Origin of the sequence: Streptomyces sp. NPDC058653 (genome assembly GCF_042716895.1) — a bacterium.
Classification (GTDB): Bacteria; Actinomycetota; Actinomycetes; order Streptomycetales; family Streptomycetaceae; genus Streptomyces.
The window spans coordinates 15,110-39,546 of sequence record NZ_JBHXRM010000050.1 but is presented as its reverse complement, the minus strand read 5'-3'; the positions used below and the strand labels follow the sequence as shown (position 1 = coordinate 39,546).

Annotated in this window: 19 protein-coding genes; 10 read left to right on the top strand and 9 right to left on the bottom strand. The window is 71.1% G+C overall.

Features of this window, described 5'->3' with window-relative positions; genetic code table 11:
* Positions 1 to 6: 6 nt before the first annotated feature.
* Complete coding sequence (gene eccB / locus ACFWU9_RS31260; RefSeq protein WP_384324430.1) at positions 7 to 1,533, bottom strand: type VII secretion protein EccB; 1,527 nt, start codon at positions 1,531 to 1,533, stop codon at positions 7 to 9.
* 179 nt (positions 1,534 to 1,712) lie between these two features.
* Here eccB and eccE point away from each other — a divergent pair, with 179 nt between their 5' ends.
* The 10 genes from eccE (at position 1,713) to ACFWU9_RS31210 (ending at position 15,209) form a co-directional block, all read left to right on the top strand.
* Entirely contained in the window at positions 1,713 to 3,080 is a 1,368-nt protein-coding gene (gene eccE, locus ACFWU9_RS31255) for a type VII secretion protein EccE (protein ID WP_384324429.1), read from the top strand.
* Positions 3,077 to 3,775: a hypothetical protein gene (locus tag ACFWU9_RS31250; RefSeq protein ID WP_384324428.1), complete on the top strand. Its 699-nt coding sequence runs from the start codon at positions 3,077 to 3,079 to the stop codon at positions 3,773 to 3,775. Before eccE ends, ACFWU9_RS31250 begins: the two co-directional genes overlap by 4 nt.
* A 221-nt stretch (positions 3,776 to 3,996) precedes the next feature.
* On the top strand, positions 3,997 to 4,230 hold the full coding sequence (locus ACFWU9_RS31245) for a DUF397 domain-containing protein (protein WP_384324427.1): 234 nt from the start codon (positions 3,997 to 3,999) through the stop codon (positions 4,228 to 4,230).
* 481 nt (positions 4,231 to 4,711) lie between these two features.
* A complete protein-coding gene (locus ACFWU9_RS31240; protein WP_384324426.1) occupies positions 4,712 to 8,245 on the top strand; it encodes an SCO5717 family growth-regulating ATPase in 3,534 nt (1,177 codons plus the stop codon).
* 479 nt (positions 8,246 to 8,724) lie between these two features.
* Positions 8,725 to 10,647 carry an ABC transporter substrate-binding protein gene (locus ACFWU9_RS31235; RefSeq protein ID WP_384324425.1) on the top strand — a complete coding sequence of 641 codons (1,923 nt, stop codon included), beginning with the start codon at positions 8,725 to 8,727 and terminating at the stop codon, positions 10,645 to 10,647.
* 105 nt (positions 10,648 to 10,752) lie between these two features.
* Positions 10,753 to 11,829, top strand: coding sequence for an ABC transporter permease (locus ACFWU9_RS31230; RefSeq protein WP_384324424.1), 1,077 nt, complete (start codon positions 10,753 to 10,755; stop codon positions 11,827 to 11,829).
* Entirely contained in the window at positions 11,826 to 12,893 is a 1,068-nt protein-coding gene (locus tag ACFWU9_RS31225) for an ABC transporter permease (RefSeq protein WP_384324423.1), read from the top strand. The genes ACFWU9_RS31230 and ACFWU9_RS31225 overlap by 4 nt, the downstream gene beginning before the upstream one ends.
* Positions 12,890 to 13,933, top strand: a complete 1,044-nt coding sequence (locus tag ACFWU9_RS31220) for an ABC transporter ATP-binding protein (protein ID WP_384324422.1) — start codon at positions 12,890 to 12,892, stop codon at positions 13,931 to 13,933. Before ACFWU9_RS31225 ends, ACFWU9_RS31220 begins: the two co-directional genes overlap by 4 nt.
* The gene (locus ACFWU9_RS31215) at positions 13,930 to 14,199 is read left to right on the top strand and encodes a hypothetical protein (RefSeq protein WP_384324421.1); all 270 of its coding nucleotides are present in this window, start codon (positions 13,930 to 13,932) and stop codon (positions 14,197 to 14,199) included. The genes ACFWU9_RS31220 and ACFWU9_RS31215 overlap by 4 nt, the downstream gene beginning before the upstream one ends.
* Positions 14,196 to 15,209 carry an oligopeptide/dipeptide ABC transporter ATP-binding protein gene (locus tag ACFWU9_RS31210; RefSeq protein WP_384324420.1) on the top strand — a complete coding sequence of 338 codons (1,014 nt, stop codon included), beginning with the start codon at positions 14,196 to 14,198 and terminating at the stop codon, positions 15,207 to 15,209. Before ACFWU9_RS31215 ends, ACFWU9_RS31210 begins: the two co-directional genes overlap by 4 nt.
* Positions 15,210 to 15,299: 90 nt before the next feature.
* Here ACFWU9_RS31210 and ACFWU9_RS31205 read toward each other — a convergent pair whose 3' ends face one another.
* From ACFWU9_RS31205 to rimP, 8 genes are all read right to left on the bottom strand, one after another.
* A complete protein-coding gene (locus ACFWU9_RS31205; RefSeq protein WP_384324419.1) occupies positions 15,300 to 16,253 on the bottom strand; it encodes a bifunctional riboflavin kinase/FAD synthetase in 954 nt (317 codons plus the stop codon).
* 324 nt (positions 16,254 to 16,577) lie between these two features.
* Complete coding sequence (gene truB / locus ACFWU9_RS31200) at positions 16,578 to 17,516, bottom strand: tRNA pseudouridine(55) synthase TruB (RefSeq protein ID WP_384324417.1); 939 nt, start codon at positions 17,514 to 17,516, stop codon at positions 16,578 to 16,580.
* The gene (gene rbfA / locus ACFWU9_RS31195) at positions 17,513 to 18,091 is read right to left on the bottom strand and encodes a 30S ribosome-binding factor RbfA (protein WP_384324415.1); all 579 of its coding nucleotides are present in this window, start codon (positions 18,089 to 18,091) and stop codon (positions 17,513 to 17,515) included. Before rbfA ends, truB begins: the two co-directional genes overlap by 4 nt.
* Positions 18,092 to 18,172: 81 nt before the next feature.
* Positions 18,173 to 18,466 (bottom strand): DUF503 domain-containing protein, encoded by a 294-nt coding sequence (locus ACFWU9_RS31190; RefSeq protein ID WP_189105162.1) that lies wholly within the window; start codon positions 18,464 to 18,466, stop codon positions 18,173 to 18,175.
* Positions 18,467 to 18,703: 237 nt separating this feature from the next.
* The gene (gene infB / locus ACFWU9_RS31185) at positions 18,704 to 21,844 is read right to left on the bottom strand and encodes a translation initiation factor IF-2 (RefSeq protein WP_384324413.1); all 3,141 of its coding nucleotides are present in this window, start codon (positions 21,842 to 21,844) and stop codon (positions 18,704 to 18,706) included.
* A gap of 77 nt (positions 21,845 to 21,921) precedes the next feature.
* On the bottom strand, positions 21,922 to 22,275 hold the full coding sequence (locus tag ACFWU9_RS31180) for a YlxR family protein (protein WP_384324445.1): 354 nt from the start codon (positions 22,273 to 22,275) through the stop codon (positions 21,922 to 21,924).
* A gap of 470 nt (positions 22,276 to 22,745) precedes the next feature.
* The gene (nusA, locus tag ACFWU9_RS31175) at positions 22,746 to 23,798 is read right to left on the bottom strand and encodes a transcription termination factor NusA (RefSeq protein WP_384324411.1); all 1,053 of its coding nucleotides are present in this window, start codon (positions 23,796 to 23,798) and stop codon (positions 22,746 to 22,748) included.
* A 2-nt stretch (positions 23,799 to 23,800) separates the two neighbouring features.
* Positions 23,801 to 24,298, bottom strand: a complete 498-nt coding sequence (gene rimP / locus ACFWU9_RS31170) for a ribosome maturation factor RimP (protein WP_384324409.1) — start codon at positions 24,296 to 24,298, stop codon at positions 23,801 to 23,803.
* Between the last annotated feature and the right edge of the window lie 139 nt (positions 24,299 to 24,437).

Here is a 24,437-nt window from a genome sequence, read left to right as displayed (position 1 = left end):
CCGCCCTCACGAGCCCTGGGGCTGACCCGCGGCCCCGGTCGACAGCCTCGGCCCCGTCGGCAGGAACAACGACCAGGCCATCGGCACGGGCGCCGCGTCCACGTTCTGGTAACCCAGCCTGTTCTGCGCCTTCCGCACCTCGGCCTGGCGGGCCTGCCTGTCCTTCTCCGAACCCGATTCGCCGATCCCGGAGTCGTCCGTCGCGTTGTCGCCGTTGGACTGCATCGCGTACCGCAGGCCGGTGTCCGTCACCAGGAAGAGGAACCCGGACTTGGTCGTGTCCCCCGTGAACTGACGGAACAGCTGGCCTGATCCCGGCGTCACGTACGCGCTCGTGGACCCGGTCGCCAACGTCGCGGGAAAGCCGGTGCCCGCCCATGTGCTGAGCGTCGTCTCGCCGCTGTCCCCGTCCACCTCGCGCAGCACGTTGCACACGGTGTTACGGCTTCCCTGCGACGTACTCGCGGAGTTGACGGCGTCGGGGCTGCTCTGCGGCCAGTCCTTGTCCTGCCCGAACGGCGCGCCGGGACGGAACGCTGCAGCGCTCACCGACGTGGCCTCGCCGTCCTGGCCCACCTCGATCAGGTCGCGGCTGTTGAGCAGCAGCTTCGCCGTGAAGTCGGAGATCGGGGCGACCCGTTCCTCCATGACGACGTACTTCTGGTTCTCGGTCCCGTCCGTGGCCGTGAGGATGGTGCCGATCTTGTCCAGCGCGGGATCCAGGCCGCCCCCGACGCCCGCGTCGACGCCTGCCTGGCCGTCGATCTCGGGGAAGTCGACCCGGTCGCCCCGGTGCAGCGTGTCCAGCCACGCGGCGGAGACGCGCTGGGGCTCCTGGTCGTCGCCGACCAGTTGACGGAGCAGCAGTTCGTCGTCGGCCATCTCGTACGCCTTGCCGGCCGCGTCCACGATGTAGCGGGTCTCGTCGGGGCCCTCCACGAAGATCAGCTCACCGCCGGTCAGCCGGTTCGGGCCCTCGGTCTTCTGCCGCTCGCGCTCCGCGAACACGAATGCCGCCTTCTCGATGGCCCGGCCGCCCTCCCCGGGGCGCTCGCAGACCGCCCAGCGCTTGGCGGCCCCCGCCTCCTCGGCGTCGGGCAGCCGGTCGGGGGCGTAGGGAATGCCGAGGGTGGCGCCGTGCGGGATCTTGCCGTTGTCCAGCACGGATTCGTCGACGTTGATGACCTTGCCCTTGTCAGGGTTCAGGAGGAGCTTGGCCGACGACATGTTCAGGACCGGGTGGAGCTGGATCTTGTCGCCGGTCTTCAACACCACATAACGGGTGGTGGACTTGCTGGCGATGATGACGTTCTCGCCCGGCGTGTCCCACTCCCTGGGCGCCACGGGCTTGAACATCCCCCACGCGCCGAAGATCGCGAGGATGACCACGGCGACGATCATCCCGGGGACCACGCCGCGCAGCGGGCGGGGCGCGCCTTCCTCGGAGCCGGTCGAGTTGGGCTGCACGAACTGCGCGACCAGCCTTCGCTTCGCAAAGGTGTAGGCGTTGAGCTCGTCCCGTCGTGATGCCATCTGTCCACTGTCCCTCTCCCCCGTCGCATGGCCGCCTCCCCGAGGTCGCGGGGCCGCGCCGTCGTTCCGGCCTCCACTATGCACGCTGACGATCACCCCAAAATCGCTCAGGTAGGGTGATTCCCCCGGTCAACTGCCCACAGCGGAGCGGCCATTACGGACAGAGGAGCGACGCGGGGATGCGTACGGCGACAGGCGAGCGCAACGGGCGGACATCCGGACAAGCTCCCGGCGCCGCCCCGTCTTCCCGGCGGCAACGGCGCAACGGCCCCGGCGACGGGGCCCCGTTACCGCTTCCCGCCGCCCCGCCTCGCCCCGTCCCGGCGACAACCACTCTGCGCCCCCTCTCCCGCACCAGCCACGTCGGGCCCTTCCAGTTGCGGCAGTTGGTACTTGTCGAGTGCGCCCTCGCACTGGCCGCCGTGGGTGTCGCGGTCGGTGGACTGTGGCTCGCCCCCACCGTGGCCGCCGGCTGCGTGCTGCTCCTCTTCGCCGTCGTACGGCGCCGCGGCCACGCCGTCCAGGACTGGCTCGGCACCGTCCTCTCCCTCCGCGCGCGCGAACGCGCCGCCGGGCCGGCCGCGGCGGACGTCGACCCGTCGCTGGCCCCGGTCGCCGAGAGGGTCCCGGCGCTGCGCCCGTACACCTACGTCGACCGGGACCGCCGCACCGTCGGGATGCTCGGTGACGGGAGCTTCCTCACGGCGGTGGTACGGGTCGAGGCGAGCGGATCCGCGCTGCGCCCCGCCTTCGGGGCCCGGGCACTGCCGCTGTCGCTGCTGGGCGGCGCGCTGGAGGTCGACGACATCCGGCTGGAGTCGGTGCAGTTGGTGCAGCAGGTGCGTTCGGCGCCCGCGCCGCATCTCCCTCAGCGGTCGGTGGCGAGGCTCTCGTACGTCCCTCTTCAGGAGAAGACCAGCGCCCCGGCGCTCCGGCTGACATGGGTGGCCGTGAAGCTCGACCCCGAGCTGTGCCGGAAGGCGGTGGAGGCGCGCGGGGGCGGCGTCGAGGGCGCCCAGCGTTGCCTCGTACGAGTGGCGGACCACGTGGCGAGCCGGATTACCGGAGCGGGCTTCAGGGCCGTCGTACTGGATCAGGAGGAGCTGAACTCCACCGTCGCGACGTCGGCTTGTGCCAGCCCTGTACAGGCCGCCCCGGCCGGGCGTCCCGACGCCGCCCCGACGCGGCGTACGGCCGAGACGCCGCGCGTCTGGCGGTGCGACAACCGGTGGCACACGACGTACGCCGTGGCCCGCTGGCCGGAGTTGGGACGTGGGGCCGCCCCGCTGCCCAAGCTGGTGTCGCTGCTCACCGCCACCCCGGCGTACGCCACGACCTTCAGCCTCACCCTGCGGCGTGGCCCCCGTCGGGGAGCCGTGACGGTGCGGGGCCATGTGCGGATCACCGGGGCCAGCGACACCGAACTGGTCGGTGTCCGGCGGCTGTTGGAGCAGGCCGCGCGGTCGGCGAAGGTGGGACTCGTACGCCTCGACCGGGAGCAGCTGCCCGGGGCCCTGGCCACGCTCCCGCTGGGAGGCGCCCGATGAGGCGGCTGCGTACGCTGCTCGGCCCGCGGCACGCGGGGCACACCCTCCCCGCCGATGAACTCGGCGCGCTCTTCCTGCCTGTCGGGGACGACGGCGTGGTGATCGGCGACGACGCGCAGGGGCATCCCCAGATGGTGGGATTCCATCGCTCCGCGCCGTACGACGTCCTGCTGATCGGTGGCCTCTGGACCGCGCAGGTGTTGGCACTGCGCGCGGCGGGCACCGGAGCGCGTGTGGTGGTCGAGACGGGCCGCGCGCAGGCGTGGACGATGCTGGCGCAGGTCGCCGGCGCGGGCCTGGACTGCATCACCCTGCACGACGTGGGGCGGGTGCCGCCGCAGGGAGCGACGGTGGGCAGCCCCGTGGTGGTCGTACGGGACGCGGGCATGCGGCCGCCCCGTGGACGGGTGGTGTCGGCGCCGTGGCAGTCGGTACTGACGTTGCTGCCGTATGTGAGCCCCGTGGCGCCCCGGTTGATGCGCGAATCGACACTGGTGGGCGTACAGCGCGTGTCGCCGGGCGAGGCCGAACAGATCGGCCGGACTCTCGGTCTGTCGTCCGCGGAGAGTGATGCGCTGCCGACGCTCGCTGACGGCGTCACCCTGTGGTGTGCCGGTCGCGAGCGGAACTGGGTGATGACGAATCCCACGGATGCAGAGACGGGCCTCCTGGGCGCCGCTCGCAGAGTGGACTGAGAAGCAGCTCCGAATCGCTTGGACTGTCGCCGCTCCACGGGGCGGGTGCCCGGCAAGGGTGGACCGAGCGGAATCGGCGGACCTGGCGCACGGGGCCGATCTAGGATCCGTGGAAGGACGCGTCGGTGGGCCTGTCTGTCGCCGCTTGTACGTGTGTACGTGTGTACGTGTGTACGTGGAGAGCGTCCAACTCAGCCGTTGTCGAAGGGAAGGCCTGACCGATGGGGACCAAAGAGGAGAAGGACGAGCTGTACGCCCTCGACATCTCCGGCGTCGAGTGGCTCAGCGCCCCGGGCACGAGCGAGGACGAGGAGCGGGTCGAGATCGCTCATCTGCCGGGCGGCGCCGTGGCGATGCGGTCGTCCGTGGATCCGGACACGGTGCTGCGGTACACCGAAGCGGAATGGCGGGCGTTCGTGCTGGGCGCGCGTGACGGGGAGTTCGACCTCCGATAGACGCCCGGACACCTTCGTCGGGAGACGCCGTCTTAAGAGCCCGTGTCCAAGCGCGACCTCCGTAGGAGGAGGCTCGGCAGAAGCATCGGAAGGGGCGAAAGCCCTCCGGTCCGGACAGTCAGGGGCACACCGGCCCGCACCGGACCACCTTCCGGGTGTCGATACCGGATCGTTGGGTCGCGGCCGGGGACGGGGCGAACGGGCAGGCATTCATGGCCTGTTGTCATGATTCGCCCCACCCTCCTACTGACCGTCTGCCCTGGCCGAATCACCCCGCGGCAAGAGGTGACGTACGGGGCGGCCGCTGACGGGTGGGCGGGCCTGCCGTAGTGGGCTTGTGGACGATTAGGGTGGGTCGGGGCGCACAAGAACCCTCAGGCACGTCGTGCGCGTCCCAAGGGGTAGAGCCGGGCTGATCGAGTGACAGCGGTCGCCCCCACCCGAAAAGGCACCAGGGTGCTCGACCACACCAGGAGGCAAAGTGAACGGCGATCGGGACGAGATCCGTGGGGACTGGAACGCTCCCGTCGATGATCAGTCCGACGCGGAGCCCGCCGAGATGACGGGTGAGTTCACCATCGACTACACCCCGCCGGCCTGGTACACGCAGAATCCCTCCGGGGACACGTCGGGCGACGGCGCGGGCCAGCCGACCTCCACTCCTGGTCCGCCGCCCATGAACGGGGGTCCGGTGCCCGTGCCGGGACTGCCGACGGGCAGTGGCTACGAACCGAACTGGCCGAACCGGCAGCCTCCGCCTTCGATCCCCGCGCAGAGCGCGCCCCTGTCACCGTCCGTCGACCCGGTGCTGCCTGTCGCCCCCTCCGTGGCACCGTCCCTTGCCACGTCTCCTACAGCGGACGCCGCGGCGCCGGAGCCGTTCGCGCAGCCTTTCGGCGCGGGTGATCTGGAGAGCGGGGCGACCATGCGCTTCTCCCCCGCCGCGCTGAAGCGCGAGATGGCGGAGATCGACGCCGCCAAGGAGGCGGCGAAGGCTGCCGACAACGACGACCAGACGGCCGATGCCGCGAAGGCCGATGCCGATGCCGATGCCGGCGGAGGCTCCGACGGGGCGGCTGCCGACAGTGGCCCCGATGCGGGTCTCGACCTGGATCTCGATCTCGGTGACGACGAGAACCGCGACCGCGAAGACGACACGGACGTCACCGACGGGGCGGACAACGAGGCCGTCAAGAAAGACAAGAGCGACGAGGACAGCCCGGACGGGGCGGAGAACCAAGACGCGAGTGGGAGTTACCTCTCTCCCGACGCCGCATCCGTCGACGACGCCCCCTCCGACGCGGACGGCCGCGCGGACTCCCAGGCGGCTGCGGATGGCGACTCCGACCCCCGCGCCGACTCCGGATCAGGCTCGGGCTCGGACTCGGGATCCGAGGTTCCCGCGGACGTAGACGACGCCGTAGACGGTGCGGACATCTCGGACGAGGTCCAGGACCGCCCGGCCGAGCCGAACGACGCGGTCGACGAACCGGCCGATTCGGTGCCCTCGGACGAGCCCTCCGACGCGATTCCCGTGCTCGGCGCACCGGCGGCCCCGCCCGCGCCCGCACTGCCGTGGTCGCCGCCCCCCGTGGGCCCGGACTCCGGACTGCCCCCGCTGCCGCCCGCGTTCCAGCCCGCCGCCCCGGCGCCCGCGCCGCAGTGGCCCGCCGAGCGCTCACCGGCCTCCCAGTCCCAGTCCCAGTCGGTATCGCAGTCCCAGGCACAGCCGCGGCCCCACCACCAGTTGCCCCCGGCCGCCCCCGCGCAGTCCGGCCCTCCGGCCGAATCCCCCTGGGGGAAGCCCGCCGCACCGGCCACGCCCGCCGCTACACCGGCGACTCCCGCCGCGACGGCGCAGGAGAGCGGCTACGGATTCCCGCAGCCGGGACAGCACGGTCACCCGGGCGGGCCCGCACCCGCCAACGCGGGGCCCAACGCCCCGTACGCGCAGAGCGGTTACGGCTTCCCGCACTCCGGCCAGCAGAATCAGCCCGGGCAGCCGGGACAGCCGGGACAGCCGGGGCACCAAGTCCCGCAGCAGGGCTACGGATTCCCTCCGCCGGGACAGCAGGGGCAACCGGGCCACCAGCCCGGGCAGGGCGCCCAGCCCGCCCCGTACGCGCCCGTACAGCAGCCCCCGCAGGCACCCCAGCCCCTGCCCCTGCCCAACACCCCCCAGACGCCGCCCGCGCAGGCACAGCAGCCCCCGACGCCGAACCTGCCGGCTCCCACCTCGCAGACGCCCAACCTGCCCGCCCAGCAGCAACAGCCGTACCAGCAACAGCAGCACGGGCAGGGCGCGGCGCCCGGCGGCGTACCAGGCGGGGCCCCCGGCGCCCCGCCGGAGTCCGCACACGGCGCGCCGCCCATGGACCCGCGCGTCGGCGCGGGCTGGCCGACGGCGATGGCGCACGACCAGCGCGAGCGTTCCATGCCGGGTGCGCCTCTCGGCTACACCGCCGCCGTCGAGCTCTCCTCGGACCGCCTCCTGCGCAACAACAAGCAGAAGGCCAAGAGCAGCCGTAACCCTTCCGCCGCCTCACGCTTCAGGATCGGCGCCAAGAAGGAGGAGGCGGAGCGGCAGCGCAAGCTCGAACTGATCCGTACGCCGGTGCTCTCCTGCTACCGCATCGCGGTCATCAGCCTCAAGGGCGGCGTCGGCAAGACGACGACCACCACCGCCCTCGGCGCGACGCTGGCCACGGAGCGGCAGGACAAGATCCTGGCGATCGACGCCAACCCCGACGCCGGCACGCTCGGCCGCCGGGTGCGCCGTGAGACCGGGGCGACCATCCGGGACCTGGTGCAGGCGATCCCGTACCTCAACTCGTACATGGACATCCGCCGGTTCACCTCGCAGGCGCCGTCCGGGCTGGAGATCATCGCCAACGACGTCGATCCGGCGGTCTCCACGACGTTCAACGACGAGGACTACCGGCGCGCGATCGAGGTGCTCGGGAAGCAGTATCCGATCATCCTCACCGACTCGGGCACCGGCCTCCTCTACAGCGCGATGCGTGGAGTGCTGGACCTGGCGGACCAGTTGATCATCATCTCGACCCCGTCGGTCGACGGTGCGAGCAGCGCGTCGACGACGCTGGACTGGCTGTCGGCCCATGGGTACGCGGAGCTGGTGCAGCGTTCGATCACCGTCATCTCCGGCGTACGCGAGACCGGCAAGATGATCAAGGTCGACGACATCGTGCAGCATTTCCAGACGCGTTGCCGCGGCGTGGTGGTGGTGCCGTTCGACGAGCACCTGTCGGCGGGCGCCGAGGTCGACCTCGACATGATGCGGCCGAAGACGCGTGACGCGTACTTCAACCTGTCCGCGCTGATCGCCGAGGACTTCGTACGCGCTCAGCAGCAGCAAGGGCTGTGGACGGCGGACGGCAACCCGCCGCCGCATCTCGCACCGCCGATGCCCGGCCACCAGGGACAGCCCGCCCCCCAGGGGCACCTGGGGCACCTGGGGCACCCACAGTCCGGGCAGCCTCAACACGGGCAGCCGCAACACGGACACCACCCCCAGCAGGGGCAGCCCGGACAGCAGGCGCCGGGGCAGCCTCCGTACGGACAACCGCCTTACGGGCAGCCGCAGATGCCGGGCCAGTACGGGCACGGCCAGGCTCCCGGACAGGCACCGGGCGGCGCACCGGGGCAGCCGGCGGTTCCGGGCCAGCAGGCCCCCGGCCCCGGCCAGCCGTACTACCCGCAGCAGCCCCATCCGCAGCAGCAGGGCTGGCAGCAGTCGCTGCCCTCGCAGGCGCAGTCGTCCGGCAGCCCGGCCGGGCTGCCGCCGGGCCAGTACCCCGGCCAGCAGTCGGGCCAGCCGGGTCAGCCCGGTCACCCGCATCAGCCGGCGCACCCGGGTCAACCGGCGCACCCGGGCCAGCCGGCGCACGCCGGTCAACCCGGACAGCCCGCCCAGCCGGAATTGCAGGGTCCGGTTCCGCCCGCCGGCTGGCCGCAGCAGGAACCTCCGCAGGCACCGTCAGCGCCTCAGCAGTAGGGCGACAGAGGTTTAGACCAATGAGGGTCCACGCCGTCTCCACGGCGCGGACCCTCATCGCATTCCCGCAGCCCACACGGGGTTTCAACGGCCGTTGACGGGGCCCGACCTGCGCTGATAAACCTTCGCTTCACCAGTTGGTGAGCTGGGGTCAACCCGGCTGCCGCTGCCGGACGACACGAGCAACCGATTCGCGCCACCGCATCGAGCGACCGCTTCCAGCGGACCGCCCAACCCGGAGGCGTTCCCGACTCAACCAGTTCCCGACTTCCGACCGTCCGCTCAACCGGCCCCGTCCCCCACCGTTTCCGCTCTCTCCCGGACCGTTTTCTGCTTCGCCGAGTTCTCCGATTGTCTGCTTCTCTATTGGTCCGCTTCCCTGTTCCTCTGTTCCTCTGTTCCTCCGTTCCTCTGTTCCTCTGCCTGTTCTGTCTGTTCTTCTGTTTCTCCGTGCGAGTGATGACGCGAGGTCACGACCCATGGTCACAAGGATTCCGCCGCGTACGACGCGGCAGCCCACCCGGCAACGCCCCCGATTCCGTCACTTCCTGGCCTCAGGTGCCGCTGCCACTGCGATGGTGGCCGGTTCTGTGATCCCGCTCGGTCCGCTGCTGCCCGCAGCGCCACAGGCCCAGGCGGCGCCGAACGCGGCGCCCGTGGCCGCGCCTCAGGCCGCCCCGGCGGCGGCGGACGGCAAGAAGGTCCTCACGGTCGCCGTGGACCAGAGCATCGACTCGCTGAGCCCGTTCCTGGCGCAGACGCTCGTGGCGACCAGCATCTCCCGGCTGACGAACGAGTACCTGACCAACTACGACCCCAAGGACGCCCACCCCATCCCGGCTTTCGCCACCAAGTGGGCATCGTCGGCGGACAAGTTGACGTGGACCTTCACCATCCGCTCCGACTCCAAGTGGTCCGACGGCAAGCCGGCCACCGCCGAGGACGCGGCGTGGACCTTCAACAAGATGATGACGGATCCGAACGCCGCCACGGCGAACGGAAACTTCACCGCGAACTTCAAGAAGGTCACCGCACCCGACGCCACAAAGCTCGTCATCGAGCTCAAGAAGCCTCAGGCGACCATGACGGCGCTCGACGTGCCGATCGTGCCCAAGCACATCTGGGAAAAGGTCGGCGACTTCTCCAAGTTCAACAACGACAAGAAGTTCCCGATCGTGGGCAACGGCCCCTACATCATTGAGGACTTCAAGGTCGACCAGTACCTCCGGCTGAAGCCGAACAAGGACTTCTGGCGCGGCGCCCCGAAGTTCGACGAGCTGGTCTTCCGGTACTACAAGGACAAGGACGCCGCGGTCGCCGCCCTCCAGAAGGGCGAGGTCTCGTTCGTCTCCGGCCTCACGCCGGCCCAGGCCGCCGCGCTGGGCAACGCCGACAACATCAAGGTCAACAACGCCCCGGGACGGCGCTTCTTCGCTCTCGCCACCAACCCGGGCGCCAAGGCTAAGGACGGCAAGAGCTTCGGCAACGGCCACAAGGCGCTGCTCGACCAGAACGTCCGCAAGGCGCTGTTCCACGCCGTCGACCGCAAGACGATCGTCGAGAAGGTCTTCCAGGGCAACGCGGTGGAGGGTCAGGGCTACATCCCGCCGCGCTTCGACTCGTACTTCTGGGAGCCCTCGGGCAGCCAGACGATCGACTACGACCCCGCCAAGGCGGCAGCCCTCCTCGACAAGGCGGGCTACAAGAAGAACGGCGGCGGCAAGCGCGTCGGCAAGGACGGCAAACCGCTGAACTTCCGCATCCTCTGCCACGCCACCGACCCGAACGACAAGGCCGTCGGCAAGTACCTCCAGGAGTGGTGGGGCGACCTCGGCATCGGTCTGAAGGTCGAGTGCCTGGACAACGTGTCCGACCCGTGGCTCGCGGGCAACTACGACCTCGCCTTCGACGGCTGGTCGGTGAATCCGGACCCGGACTTCGTCCTGTCGATCCACACCTGCGCCGCCCTGCCCGCCACGGCCGAGGACACCGGCGCGACGGACAACTTCATCTGCGACAAGCAGTTCGACGAGCTGTACGCGAAGCAGGCGGTCGAGTACGACACGGCCAAGCGCGTAGACCTGGTCAAGCAGATGCAGTCGCGGCTGTACGACACCGGATACATGAACGTCATGGCCTATCCGAACGCCGTCGAGGCGTACCGTACGGACCAGATCAAGTCCATCACCACCATGCCCGAGGCCGCGGGCAACCTCTACGGCCAGGACGGCTACTGGAGCTGGTGGTCCGCCGTACCGGCCGACGCGAGCGGCGAGGCGAACTCCGACAGCGGCTCGTCGACAGGCACCGTGATCGGTATCGGCGCGGCCGTGGTGATCGTGGTCGCACTGGTCGTCTTCTTCGGGATCCGGCGCCGCTCCACCGCCGAGGACCGTGAGTAGGGCCGTGACCGGGAAGGCAGGAACGACCGTGCCCCGGAACGCGCGCACCGCCCCGTACACGACCGCGAGCAGGGGGTCCGGGAGGCTTCCCCGGAAAGACACCGTATGAGCACCGCAAGCACCCCCGGTGTGGTGCGGGACGCCGTCGACGACCCGGCGAAGACCGGGCCGTCCGACGGCTCCCGCAGCCGCGCGACTGGCTACAGGACCGGCTATCTGCTCTACGTGGCGGGGAAGTTGGGCGGCGCGGCCGTCTCGCTGTTCGCCATCCTCGTCACCAGCTTCTTCCTGTTCCGGATCATCCCCGGCGATCCGGTGAAGGCCATGACCCACGGCAAGCCGACGTCGGTGGAGCAGATGGCGACGCTGCGCAAGCAGTTCGGACTCGATCTGCCGATGTGGCAGCAGTTCACGGAGTACTGCGCGAAGGCGCTGACGGGGGATCTGGGGACGTCGTACCAGTTCCACGCCCCCGTGGGTGAGCTGATCGCCGAGAAGGTGCCCGCGACGCTGCTGCTGACGGGCGTCGCCGTGCTGATCTACTCGACGCTCGGGCTGTGGCTCGGAACGCGCTCCGCCTGGCGCCACGGCGGCCTCGGGGACCGGATCAACACCGGGATCGCGCTGACGCTGTGGTCCGTGCCGGCGTTCTGGCTCGGGCTGCTTCTGATCATCGTGTTCTCGGTGGGCATCGGGCCGATTCCGGGGATGTTCCCAAGCGGCGGGATGGAGTCGGGGAACGAGACCGGCTTCGCGTACGTGCTGGACGTGGCGCACCACATGGTGCTGCCGGTGGTGACGCTGGTGGCGGTCGGTTACGCGCAGACGCTGCTGGTGATGCGGTCCTCACTGCTGGACGAGATGGGCAGCGACTATCTGACGACGGCGCGGGCGAAGGGACTGCGGGACGATCTCGTACGGCGCAGGCATGCCGTGCCGAACGCGATGCTGCCGACAGTCACGATGGTTTTCATCAACTTGGGCCACGTGGCCGCCGGTTCGATCCTCGTGGAGACTGTTTTCTCGTGGCCGGGCCTCGGCGGGCTGTTCTACCAGGCGCTGAGCGTGCCGGATCTGCCCGTCGTGCAGGGGCTGTTCGTGGTCTTCGCCGGAGCGATGATCCTGATGAACCTCCTGGCCGACCTGCTCTATCCGCTGCTCGATCCCCGGGTGGGCCGATGACCATGGACAAGACGCCGCCGAATCCGCCGGAATCCGAGGACCCTGCCGAGGCCTCGGGGCCGTCGGAGGCTTCGGAGCATTCGGAGTCCGCGGCGGAGACGGCGCGGCCGCAGAACGGGACCCGGGCGGCCGGCAAGGCCGGGGCGACGGGCGGCGGCGGGGCCTCGTCCGCGCCGTCCGCCTCGTCGCTCGTACGGGCGCGGCGCCGCGCCTCGGTGTCGCGCTTCTGGCGCCAGTACCGTACTCACCGGGCCGGCCTCTTCGGTCTCGCCGGCCTCGCGGTCATCGCCCTGATCGCACTGACGTCGCCGCTGTTCATCGGCGGCGACGTACAGAGCGTCACCGACGCACCGGGGACGGCCCTGGAGAGCCCGAGCGGTGAATTCCCGCTCGGTACGGACCAGTTCGGCCGGTCACTCCTCGGACTGCTGATCTGGGGCGCGCGGATCTCACTGGTCGTCGGGCTGCTCGCCGCCGCGCTGTCGGTCGCGATCGGCACGCTTGTCGGCATCGTCGCCGGGCACTTCGGGGGCTGGTTCGCGACGGTCGTCATGCGGATCACCGACTGGTTCCTGGTGATGCCGGCGCTCGTGCTCGCGATCGTGCTGGCGACGGTGATGTCGCGCAGCATCTGGACGGTCATCCTGGCGATCGGGGTGACCTCCTGGCCGACGACGGCGCGGCTGGTGCGGGCGCAGACCATCGCCATCGAGTCACGCCCGTACATCGAGCGTGCGAGGGCACTGGGCGGCGGGCACGGCCACGTCATGACGCGGCACGTGCTGCCCAACGTGATGCCGCTGGTCCTCGCCCAGACCACGCTCGGAATCTCCACGGCGATCCTGACCGAGGCCACCCTCGCCTTCCTGGGGCTCGGCGACCCGTCGGTCGTCTCGTGGGGCGGGATGCTCCAGGACGCCCGGGAGGCGGGCGCCGTCTCGTCCGGACACTGGTGGTATCTGGCGCCGCCCGGTATCGCGATCGCGCTCGTCGCGCTCGCCTTCACGCTCTGCGGCCGTGCCATCGAGGCCGTGCTCAACCCGAAGCTTGGGGTGTCACGTTGACCGAAACACCGAAAGCGGAGACCTCGAAGCCTGCGTCGAGCCTGCTGGAGATCAAGGATCTACGGGTCACGTACGGCACGGGGCCCTCCGCCGTCCCTGCCGTACGGGGCGTCGACCTCGTCCTCGAATCGGGCCGCAAGCTCGGCATCGCGGGCGAGTCCGGGTGCGGCAAGTCCACCCTGGCGCTGGCGCTGCTCCGGCTGCTGCCCGCGTCGGCGAAGCTGACGGGGCAGGTACTGCTCGACGGCGAGGACGTGCTCACGATGAAGTGGGGCCGGCTGCGCGCGGTGCGCTGGGCCGGGGCCTCGATCGTCTTCCAGGGCGCCATGCACTCGCTCAATGCCGTGCACCGGATCGGCGACCAGATCGCCGAGCCCGTGCTGCTCCACCGCGGCGCGACGCCCGCCGCCGCCCGCAGGCGCACCGTGGAACTGCTGGAGCACGTCGGTCTGCCCGCCTCCCGCGCCGACGCCTATCCGCACGAGTTGTCCGGCGGGCAGCGGCAGCGCGTGATGATCGCGATGGCGCTGGCGTGCGACCCACGGCTCATCGTCGCGGACGAGCCGACGACCGCGCTCGATGTGATGATCCAGGCCCAAATCCTGCGACTCATCGAGCAGTTGGTCGCCGAGCAGGACATCAGCCTCCTGATGATCAGCCACGACCTGGCGGTGCTCTCCGACACCTGCGACCGGCTGGCCGTGATGTACGCGGGCCGGATCGTGGAGGAAGGGCCGGCGAAGTCGGTGTACGACGCCGCCGAGCACCCGTACAGCCGCGCGCTCTCCGCGGCGTTCCCCCGGATCGGGGACCCCGCCTCGCGGCGCGCGCCGCGGGGTCTGCCGGGCGACCCGCCGGATCCCGCGGCGCTGCCGTCGGGCTGTACGTTCCATCCGCGCTGCCCCGTCGCGCTGGACGAGTGCGCGCGGGAGGACCAGTCGCTGCGGGAGGCGGGGCCGGGGCGGCACGCGGCGTGCGTGCACGTGGGCGCGCCCGTACCGGCGCAGGCGTCGGCGACGCCCACGGAGCCACGCCCATGACGTCCGCACGCCGCGACGGGGCCGCCGGGCAACTCCCCCGTACGGCGCGGCGGTACGACGCCGCGAACGACGCCGACGCAGCCCCGTACGGGGCCACTGACCGGGGCCTCTCGCGGGCCGTTCGCGCCGACCTCCGCGCCGTCGGGACCATGGGTGACGGCGTACGCGTACGCGCCGACCGCACCGTACGGGGCGGCGGCGCACCGTGCCCGCACCGTCTCGCTCGTACGGCCGCAGAACGGCCACCCCTCAGGAGCCAGTCATGACCACCACGCCCACGCCTCTGCTCTCGGCCACGGGGCTGCATGTCACCTTCCCCGGGCGGCGCGGCGCCCCGGCGGCGCGCGCCGTCGACGGTGTCGATCTCGACATCGGCGGCGGCGAGATCGTCGCCCTGGTCGGCGAGTCGGGCTGCGGCAAGACGACGCTCGCCCGGACGCTGCTCGGGCTGGTGCCGCCGACGGCGGGCGCCATCACCTTCGGTGGCGAACCCCTCGGCTACCGGTCCGCCGCCCTCAAGGCCTACCGCAAGCGTGTCCAACTGGTGCTCCAGGATCCCAGCGGCTCGCTGAACCCCCGGCACACCGTGTACGACGCCGTGGCCGAGGGCCTGCGCATCCACCGGTACAGGGGCGACGAACGCGAGGCCGTCGCCGAGGCGCTGTCCCGCGCCGGACTCCGGCCGCCGGAGCGGTTCTTCCTGCGCTACCCGCACGAGCTGTCGGGCGGCCAGCGCCAGCGAGTCGTCATCGCCGGCGCGCTCGTCCTGGAGCCCGAACTGATCGTCGCCGACGAGCCCGTGGCCTCACTGGACGCCTCCGTACGGGGCGAGATCCTGGCGTTGCTGCTGTCGCTCCGCGACGAGCTGGGACTGTCCGCCCTGGTCGTGACCCACGACCTCGGGCTCGCCTGGAACATCGCCGACCGGGTGGCGGTGATGTATCTGGGCCGGATCGTCGAGACGGGACCGGTGGAGCAGGTATTGACGTCCCCTCAGCATCCGTACACGCAGGCGTTGTTGTCGGTGCTGCCGGAGTCGGAGAACGAACCGGTGGTCCTTGCGGGCGAGCCGCCGGACCCGTCGCGTATCCCGGGCGGCTGCCGTTTCCACGCCCGGTGCCAGATCCTCGCCTCCGGCGAGGCGGAGCGCTCCGGAGTCGCCACCAAGTGCCGTACGGAGCCCCTGCCGGTGCTCGCCGGCGGCGATGCCACCCAGGTCGCCTGCCACTGGGCGTCGGCCGCCGCAGCCGCCCCGGAGGGCGAGAAGGTGCGCTAAGGGCCGACGCGGCAGACTGTCACCCGCCGCGGGTCGCCGCCGCCGACCAACTCGGGAACATGGTGCCCGAGTTGGGCCCGCGCCGTCGCGTCAGCGCGCGTCGTACGCGGCGACGAGGTCGCGCGACCGCTTCACGTCGTCGGCGATGGCATCGAGGAGTGACTCGATGGAGTCGAAGGTCCGCTGGGGCCGTACGTACGACAGGAAGTCCACCGCGACGTGGAGCCCGTACAGTTCGAGCCCCACGCGGTCGATGGCGTACGCCTCCACCGTCCGCTCCGTGCCCTTGAACTGCGGGTTCGTACCGACCGAGATCGCGGCCGGCATCCGCTCGCCGTCGGCGGTCAGCCAGCCCGCGTACACGCCGTCCGCCGGGATCGCGGTGTGGGGCAACGTCTCCACGTTGGCCGTCGGATAGCCGAGGTCGCGTCCGCGCTGCGCGCCGCGCACGACCACGCCCTCGACCCGGTGCGGCCGGCCCAGGATCTCCGCCGCCCCGGCGACGTCGCCCTCACCGACCAGCCGCCGGGTCAGGGTCGACGAGAAGGGCTCTCCGCCGCCGGCGGCGCCGGTCACGTACAGGTCGACGACCTCGACCTCGTAGTCGTACGTGGCGCCCAGCTCAGCCAGGAAGGCGACGTTGCCAGCCGCACGGTGCCCGAAGCGGAAGTTCGGCCCCTCGATGACGGCGCTCGCGTGCAACTTGTCGACCAGCACCTTCACGATGAAGTCGGCGGGCGTCAGCTTCGAGAACTCGGCCGTGAACGGCAGGACGAGCACCGCGTCCACACCAAGCTCCGCCATCAGCTCGGCGCGCCGGTGGTGCGGCGCGAGGAGCGGCGGATGAGTACCGGGCCGGACGACCTCGCTCGGGTGCGGGTCGAACGTCACGACCACCGAGGGCACCCCCAGCTCCCGCGCCCGCTCGACGGTGCGGCCGATGATCAGCTGGTGTCCGCGGTGCACGCCGTCGTAGGAGCCGATGGTGACGACGCTGCGTCCCCAGTCCTGGGGGATGTCCTCCAAGCCGCGCCAGCGCTGCACTGTGACCGCTCTCCTCGCCCGAACCCGTGTACGTGATTGCCTCTTACGCAGGTCTAAGACTGCCATGCCCGTGGCTTTTGACCCGCATCGGCATCGTGGTACGGACCGACACGACGGTCTTGGGGACGCTCGGCCCGATCACCGCCGCCCACCGGCCCGTCTCCTCGGCCGGTCACGCACCGCAGAGGCGGGTGATTCCGGTCCTCCCACGGGCGGGACCGACCAGGCGGCGGTCGAAGTGCGTGGCCCCGTCGACGGTGCCGGCGCGCCCCCGTACGGAGGCGTGCCGGTGCGACGAGCGGCGTCCTGTCCGCAGGCGTTCCCTCAGCCGAAGACCGCCAGGCTCTTCGCCTTACCGCCCTGTTCCTCGACCAGTGCCAGCAACCGTCCGTCGGGCCCGAACGCCGCCACGGGGCCCCGCCCCGAGCCTGAACCCGAGCTCGCCCTCACCGCCCCGTCCCGGCGCACGGGCATCTCCAGCCGCACCCCGTTGAGCAGAAGCTTCGCCCGCTTCTCGTCCACGTCCCAGCGCGGAAACGCCGAAGCCGCGGCGTCCGCGACCGGCATGACCGTCAGCCGCTCCTGATGCTGGTCGAGCGTCCTCGCCTCGTCGAGGCCGTACGGACCGACCCGGGTCCTGCGCAGCGCCGTCAGATGCCCCCCGACACCGAGCCCGGCCCCGAGGTCACGGGCGAGGGCGCGGATGTACGTACCGGAGGAGCAGACGACCGACACGACCAGGTCGACCACGGGGGTGCCGTCCGCCGCGACGTCGGGGCGGACGTCGTACACCTGGAACGACGAGACGGTCACCGGCCGGGCCGGGATCTCGAAGTCCTCACCGCCCCGTACGCGGGCGTACGACCGTTTCCCGTCGATCTTGATCGCACTGACCTTGGACGGCACCTGCATGATCGCGCCGGTCAGCGCGGCCACCCCGGCGTCGATGCCCTCGCGGGTCACGCCGGACGCGTCGGTGGACGAGGTGGTCTCGCCCTCGGCGTCGTCGGTGACCGTGTCCTGCCCCAGCCTGATCGTGCCGAGGTACTCCTTCTCGGTCAGGGCGAGATGGCCCAGCAGCTTCGTGGCCCGTTCCACGCCCAGGACGAGGACGCCCGTCGCCATCGGATCGAGCGTGCCGGCGTGACCGACACGACGGGTCTTGGCGATCCCGCGCATCTTGGCCACGACGTCGTGCGAAGTGAAGCCCGACGGCTTGTCCACGATGACAAGGCCGTCGGGCGTGGGGAGTTGCTGTGTCATTGAGCGGCGGCACCGTCCGTGTCGTCGCCGCGGTCCGCTCCTTCGGCGGCACCCGCCGCCCCGTCGGACCCGGCCCCGGTCCCACCCCTGGACTCGACCCCGGAGCCGGTCTCGGCCCCGGACTCCGCCTCAGCGTCGTCCTCCTCGTAGCCCTCGTCGCCGGGCTTGCGGTAAGGGTCGGCCTCGCCCGCGTAGGTCTTACCGGTCGACACCTCGCGCACCTCGGCGTCCTTGGCGCGCGCCTTGTCGAGAAGGTCCTCGATGGTGCGGGCGTTGTCCGGCAGCGCGTCCGGCACGAACGCCAGCGTCGGCGTGAAACGGACGCCGGTCTGACGGCCCACCTCGGAGCGGAGCACGCCCTTGGCGCTCTCCAGGGCGGCGGCGGACGCCGCGCGCTCCTCGTCGTCGCCGTAGACCGTGTAGAAGACCGTGGCCTCCCGCAGGTCGCCGGTGACCCGGGCGTCCGTGATGGTCACGAACCCCAGTCGCGGATCCTTGATACGCCGGTCCAGGGTCTCCGCGACCACGACCTGGATGCGGTCGGCCAGCTTGCGCGCCCGCGCGTTGTCGGTCACCGGTCCGTCACTCTTCCTTCTGGGTTCTTGTCTGCTGCTCTTGCCGCGACGACCGTCGCCCGCCGCCGGAGCGGGCGGGCCTCAGTCGTCGTCTCCGTGCAGCCGCCGCCGTACCGACAGCAGCTCCACCTCCGGACGGCCGGCGACCATGCGCTCGCACCGGTCCAGAACGTCCCTCAGATGCCCCGTGTCCCCGGACACCACCGCCAGGCCGATCTCGGCCCTCCGGTGGAGATCCTGATCGCCGGTCTCCGCCACACTCACCCCGAACTTCCTCTGGAGTTCGGCGACGATCGGCCGGACGATCGAGCGTTTCTCCTTCAACGACCGTACGTCGCCGAGGAGCAGGTCGAAGGACAGTGTCCCCACATACATGTGTATCCGGATGTCCCGCCGGTACGGGGTCGGGCCCGCCAGCGCTTGGCAGGGGCACATAAACCGTACACGGAACGGCCGGGGCCGATCGACGGAATAAGCGCACCGTCGACCGGCCCCGGACCGCCGATGCCGCCCGAGCGGAACCCGGGCGGCATCGGCACCGCGCGACGTACCGGGCACGTCCGTCACGTCACCTCTTGCCGGTCACGTGACGGACCGCACCGTCGGTGTACGTCAGCCGCGCGGCTTCTCGCGCATCTCGTACGTCGCGATGACGTCGTCGATCTTGATGTCGTTGAAGTTCCCGAGGTTGATACCGCCCTCGAAGCCTTCGCGGATCTCGGTGACATCGTCCTTGAAGCGGCGCAGACCCTGGATGTTGAGGTCCTCCGCGATGACCTTGCCGTCGCGGACGAGCCGGGCCTTGGTGTTGCGCTTGACCTCGCCGGACCGGATGAGAACACCCGCGATGTTGCCGAGCTTGGACGAGCGGAAGACCTCGCGGATCTCCGCCGTACCGAGCTCGATCTCCTCGTACTCCGGCTTGAGCATGCCCTTGAGGGCCGCCTCGATCTCCTCGATGGCCTGGTAGATCACCGAGTAGTACCGGACGTCGACACCCTCGCGGTCGGCCATCTGCGACGCGCGCCCAGCGGCGCGCACGTTGAAGCCGATGACGATGGCGTCGGAGCCCATCGCCAGGTCGATGTCGGACTCCGTGACCGCACCGACGCCGCGGTGCAGAACCCGGATGTCGACCTCGTCGCCGACGTCGAGCTGGAGCAGCGAGGACTCGAGGGCCTCCACCGAACCGGACGCGTCGCCCTTGATGATGAGGTTGAGTTCCTGCACCAGGCCGGCCTTGAGGGCCTCGTCCAGGTTCTCCAGGGAGAACCGGACGCCCTTGCGGGCGAACGCCGCGTTCCGCTCACGAGCGGCACGCTTCTCGGCGATCTGCCGCGCGGTGCGGTCCTCGTCGACGACCAGGAAGTTGTCGCCGGCGCCGGGGACGTTGGTGAGTCCCAGGACCAGGACGGGGGTCGCGGGACCCGCTTCCTCGACGTTGTTGCCGTTGTCGTCGAGCATCGCGCGGACACGGCCGTACGCGTCACCGGCGACCATCGTGTCACCGACGCGCAGCGTGCCGCGCTGGACGAGCACGGTGGCGACGGCGCCGCGACCGCGGTCGAGGTGCGCCTCGATGGCGATACCCTGCGCGTCCTGTTCCGGGTTGGCCCGGAGGTCGAGCGAGGCGTCCGCCGTGAGGACCACGGCCTCCAGCAGGCTGTCGATGTGCAGACCCTGCTTGGCGGAGATGTCGACAAACATGGTGTCGCCGCCGTACTCCTCGGCCACGAGGCCGTACTCGGTCAGCTGACCGCGCACCTTGGTCGGGTCCGCGCCCTCGACGTCGATCTTGTTGACCGCGACCACGATCGGCACGTCGGCCGCCTTGGCGTGGTTCAGCGCCTCGATCGTCTGGGGCATCACACCGTCGTTCGCCGCCACCACGAGGATCGCGATGTCGGTGGACTTGGCACCACGGGCACGCATGGCGGTGAACGCCTCGTGACCCGGGGTGTCGATGAAGGTGATCCTGCGCTCTTCGTCGTTGACCTCGGTGGCGACCTGGTACGCGCCGATGTGCTGCGTGATACCGCCGGCCTCGCCCGCGACGACATTCGTCTTACGGATGGCGTCGAGCAGCCGGGTCTTACCGTGGTCGACGTGACCCATGACGGTCACGACCGGCGGACGCGCGACGAGGAACTCCTCGCCGCCCTCGTCCTCGCCGAACTCGATGTCGAAGGACTCGAGAAGCTCGCGGTCCTCCTCCTCCGGGCTGACGATCTCGACGACGTAGTTCATCTCGCCGGCGAGCACGTGCAGGGTGTCGTCGGAGACGGACTGCGTGGCGGTGACCATCTCGCCGAGGTTCATCATCACGGCGACGAGCGACGCCGGGTTGGCGTTGATCTTCTCCGCGAAGTCGGTGAGAGACGCACCGCGCGACAGCCGGACAACCTGGCCCTGGCCGCGCGGCAGCATCACGCCGCCCACCGACGGGGCCTGCATGGCCTCGTACTCCTGGCGCCTCTGCCGCTTCGACTTACGGCCACGACGGGCCGGTCCGCCGGGGCGGCCGAACGCGCCCTGTGTGCCACCGCGGCCGCCGGGACCACCCGGACGTCCGCCGAAACCGGGACGGCCACCGCCGCCACCGAAACCGCCACCACCGGGACGACCCGGGGCGCCACCGCCGCCGCCACCGCCGGGACGACCGGCGAAGCCACCGCCGCCACCGCCGCCGCCACCGGGACGACCGGCGAAGCCGCCGCCGCCACCGGGACGACCGCCGCCACCGCCACCACCGGCGGGCCTGCTGGCACCACCGGGGCCACGGCCTCCGCCGGGGCCACCACCGGGACGCGGGCCCGCGGCGGGACGCTGCGGCATCATGCCCGGGTTCGGACGGTTACCGGCGGGACCGCCACCGGGACGCGGGGACTGCGGACGCGGCATTCCACCGGGGCTCGGGCGACCGCCCTGGCCACCGGCACCGGCCTGCGGACGGGGACCGCCCTGACCGGCGCCCTGCGGACGCGGGCCACCGGGTGCACCGGGGCCGCCGGGACGCGGGGCGCCACCCGGACGGGGCGCCTGCGGGCGCGCCATTCCGGTGGAACCACCCGAGGTGAAGGGGTTGTTGCCCGGACGGGGACCCGCCGGACGGGCACCGGGGCGGGCGCCCTGACCCGCGGGACGCGCGGGGCGCTCGCCGCCGCGGCCACCGTCACGGCCGCCGTCGCGCTGACCGCCGGCCGGAGCCGGACGGGCGGCCTGACCACCGGTGGGGCGGGGCCCCGGGGTGGCCGAACCGGAACGCGGGGCGGCGGGAGACTGCGGGGCCTGGGGCGCCTGCGGCGCCGCCGGGGCCGGAGCCGAGAACTCGGCCGCGGGCACCGGAGCCGGCGCGGGCTTCGACGCCGGGGGCTTCGGACCGGGACGCGGGCCGGAGGCGGGCGTCGCGGCCGGAGCCGGAGAGGAAGGAGTGCTGCTCGGCGGGGCCTCGGCGGCGGCCGGCTTGGGGGCCGGGGCGCCGGGCTTGGGAGCAGCCGGACGTGCCGCCTGCGCCGGGGAGGGCGCGGCGGGCTTGGCGGGGCTCGCCTTACGAGGGGCCCCGGGCTTCGCGGCGGGCTTCGCGGCGTTGCCGCCGGGGCCCTGCAAAGCATCAGTCAATTTGCGTACAACCGGCGCCTCGATCGTCGAGGACGCCGAACGGACGAATTCACCGAGTTCTTGGAGCTTGGCCATGACGACCTTGCTCTCGACGCCGAACTCCTTGGCGAGTTCGTATACCCGGACCTTAGCCACTTCGCTCCTTTTAGGTCCGGGTTACCGCCGGACCGTCGCTACTTCATGGGCGTACTCATCGCGTACTCATCGAGTGCTCATCGCAATCTCGACCTACTTCCAACTCGCGAGGTACCTGAACCGCACGGGGTTCCGTGCCGTACGTCTTCTTCTTGCGTTGCCGCCTGCTCGACATGTCGGCGCACTTCCGCGCTGTCGAGCGGTCCCTTGGCCTTGAAGGCCCGGGGAAACGCCCGGCGGCGAACCGCCTGATCGAGACAGAACGAGACGGGGTGTACATACGCGCCCCGGCCGGGCAGCGTACCGCGTGGATCAGGGAGGCAAGCACCCTCGACCACGACGATGCGCAGCAGATCGTTCTTGGGCGCTCGCTCCCGGCATCCCACGCAGGTTCGCTCAGGGCAGGCGCGAGCGTGCGTCCGGCCAGACATGCTCAAGTCTACCTCCCCGCGCCGCCCTCCTCCCTTTGGGGCGAGGGTCGGACGCTTGCTGGCCAAAAAGACTCGGTTGATCTCCGCACCGTCCGCTGTCTCACGTCGCCGCAGGTCGCGGGCGGCGGGCGGAGTTGATCGGCCGGGACGGGCCAGCGGCGACGGTGGCCGACGGGTGGTCGTCGATGGCCGGATACGGTACGGCCGGTCACCGAAGGTGACGGTCCCGGTGATGGGTCGGCGGCCCGGCGGTGACGGTGCGGCTGCGCCGCCGCGACGGGGCGGTGGCGGGGGCACAGTGGTGATGATCACGGCGCCAGGTCGTGCATCCCGCGTCGCCCGTCTCGCGGCGTACGCCGTCGCGGCGTCGGGTTCGCCCGTACGTCGCCCCAGTACGTCGCGGAATCCCGCCCCGTACGGGGCGCCGTACGCCGCCCCGTGGCGTTGCGGGCCCTCGTCCGGGCGCCCGGTCAGCCCCGGTCGCCGCGAGGCGACCGGCCTCCCGCGGCGGCGCCGTTGTCCCCCGCCCCGTCCGCCCCGTCGGACTGCTCCGTGTCGGGCCGGATGTCGATGCGCCAGCCGGTGAGGCGGGCGGCGAGGCGGGCGTTCTGCCCCTCCTTGCCGATCGCCAGCGACAGCTGGTAGTCCGGCACCGTCACCCGCGCGGAGCGGGCGCCCAGGTCGACGACCTCGACCTTGCTGACGCGGGCCGGCGACAGGGCGTTGGCGACCATCTCGGCCGGGTCGTCCGACCAGTCCACGATGTCGATCTTCTCGCCGTGCAGCTCCGCCATCACATTGCGCACCCGGGCCCCCATGGGGCCGATGCAGGCGCCCTTGGGGTTGAGTCCGGAGCGGGTGGACCGTACGGCGATCTTCGTGCGGTGGCCCGCCTCACGGGCGATCGCGCAGATCTCCACGGAACCGTCCGCGATCTCCGGGACCTCCAGCTCGAAGAGCTTCTTCACGAGGTTGGGGTGGGTGCGCGACAGGGTCACCGAGGGACCCCGTACGCCCTTGGCGACCCGGACCACGAACGTACGCAGCCGCAGACCGTGCGTGTACTCCTCGCCCGGTACCTGCTCCTGCACCGGGAGGATGGCCTCCAGCTTGTCGTCGAGCCGCACCAGTACGTTGCGGGGGTCCTTGCCCTGCTGGACCTGGCCCGCGACGACGTCGCCCTCACGGCGCGCGTACTCACCGAACGTGACGTCGTTCTCGGCGTCCCGCAGCCGCTGCTGGATGACCTGCCGCGCCGTCGTGGCGGCGATACGGCCGAAGTCGGACGGGGTGTCGTCGAACTCCTTCGCCTCCTGGCCCTCCTCCAGCTCCGACGGGTCCTCCTTGGCCCACACCGTTACATGACCGTTGTCGCGGCTGAGGACGACGCGAGCGGTACGGCGGCTTCCCTCGGTGCGGTGGTAGGCGATGAGGAGGGCGGATTCGATCGCCTCGACCAGCAGGTCGAACGGGATCTCCTTCTCTTGTGCCAAGCCCTTCAGGAGCTTCACATCAATGTCCATGGCTACGCCTCCTCTTCCTTCTTGTCCTTGCGGTTGAACTCGAGCTCCACGCGCGCCTTGGCGATCGACGCGAATTCGACCCGGCGGACGGTCGGCTTGCGCCCCTTCACGCCCGGGACTTCGAGGTCGAGCCCCTCCTCGTCCACCGCGAGGACTCGGGCCACGAATTCGTCGCCCTCATGAAGCTGGATCTTCGCCAGACGGCCGACGGCGCGTGCGTAATGACGGCGCTCGGTCAGCGGACGGTCGGCTCCGGGGGAGGTCACTTCGAGCTGGTACTCGTCCTCGCCCATCAGGTCGGTCTCATCGAGAGTCGTGGAGATGGTGCGGCTCAGCTCCGCGCACGCGTCCAGGTCCACGCCGTCGTCGGAGTCGACCACGATCCTCAGCACACGACGCCGACCCGCCCGGGACACCTCGATCTCTTCGAGATCCAGGCCTTTCGCGCTGACGAGCGGTTCCAGCAGTCCGCGCAGCCTCTCGCTGTGGGTGGTGCTCATCCGGGTGACTCCTCGGCCGCGTGTGTGCTGTTGTGGGATCGTCGCGTGTCAGGCAAAGGGTATCCGGTCGCGGGGGGTGTTGCCGTCCACCTGCGGCCCGCCCGCAGGTACGCTCGCCTGCGGTGATCACTGCGAGGCC

Coding starts and splice junctions, on each gene's coding strand:
- ACFWU9_RS31250 (WP_384324428.1), top strand. CDS start 3,077: ATGAGGCGGCTGCGTACGCTGCTCGGCCCGCGGCACGCGGGGCACACC.
- nusA (WP_384324411.1), bottom strand. CDS start 23,798: ATGGACATTGATGTGAAGCTCCTGAAGGGCTTGGCACAAGAGAAGGAG.
- ACFWU9_RS31225 (WP_384324423.1), top strand. CDS start 11,826: ATGACCATGGACAAGACGCCGCCGAATCCGCCGGAATCCGAGGACCCT.
- eccE (WP_384324429.1), top strand. CDS start 1,713: ATGCGTACGGCGACAGGCGAGCGCAACGGGCGGACATCCGGACAAGCT.
- rimP (WP_384324409.1), bottom strand. CDS start 24,298: ATGAGCACCACCCACAGCGAGAGGCTGCGCGGACTGCTGGAACCGCTC.
- eccB (WP_384324430.1), bottom strand. CDS start 1,533: ATGGCATCACGACGGGACGAGCTCAACGCCTACACCTTTGCGAAGCGA.
- ACFWU9_RS31180 (WP_384324445.1), bottom strand. CDS start 22,275: ATGTCTGGCCGGACGCACGCTCGCGCCTGCCCTGAGCGAACCTGCGTG.
- truB (WP_384324417.1), bottom strand. CDS start 17,516: ATGACACAGCAACTCCCCACGCCCGACGGCCTTGTCATCGTGGACAAG.
- ACFWU9_RS31190 (WP_189105162.1), bottom strand. CDS start 18,466: ATGTATGTGGGGACACTGTCCTTCGACCTGCTCCTCGGCGACGTACGG.
- ACFWU9_RS31215 (WP_384324421.1), top strand. CDS start 13,930: ATGACGTCCGCACGCCGCGACGGGGCCGCCGGGCAACTCCCCCGTACG.
- ACFWU9_RS31235 (WP_384324425.1), top strand. CDS start 8,725: ATGGTCACAAGGATTCCGCCGCGTACGACGCGGCAGCCCACCCGGCAA.
- ACFWU9_RS31230 (WP_384324424.1), top strand. CDS start 10,753: ATGAGCACCGCAAGCACCCCCGGTGTGGTGCGGGACGCCGTCGACGAC.
- ACFWU9_RS31210 (WP_384324420.1), top strand. CDS start 14,196: ATGACCACCACGCCCACGCCTCTGCTCTCGGCCACGGGGCTGCATGTC.
- ACFWU9_RS31245 (WP_384324427.1), top strand. CDS start 3,997: ATGGGGACCAAAGAGGAGAAGGACGAGCTGTACGCCCTCGACATCTCC.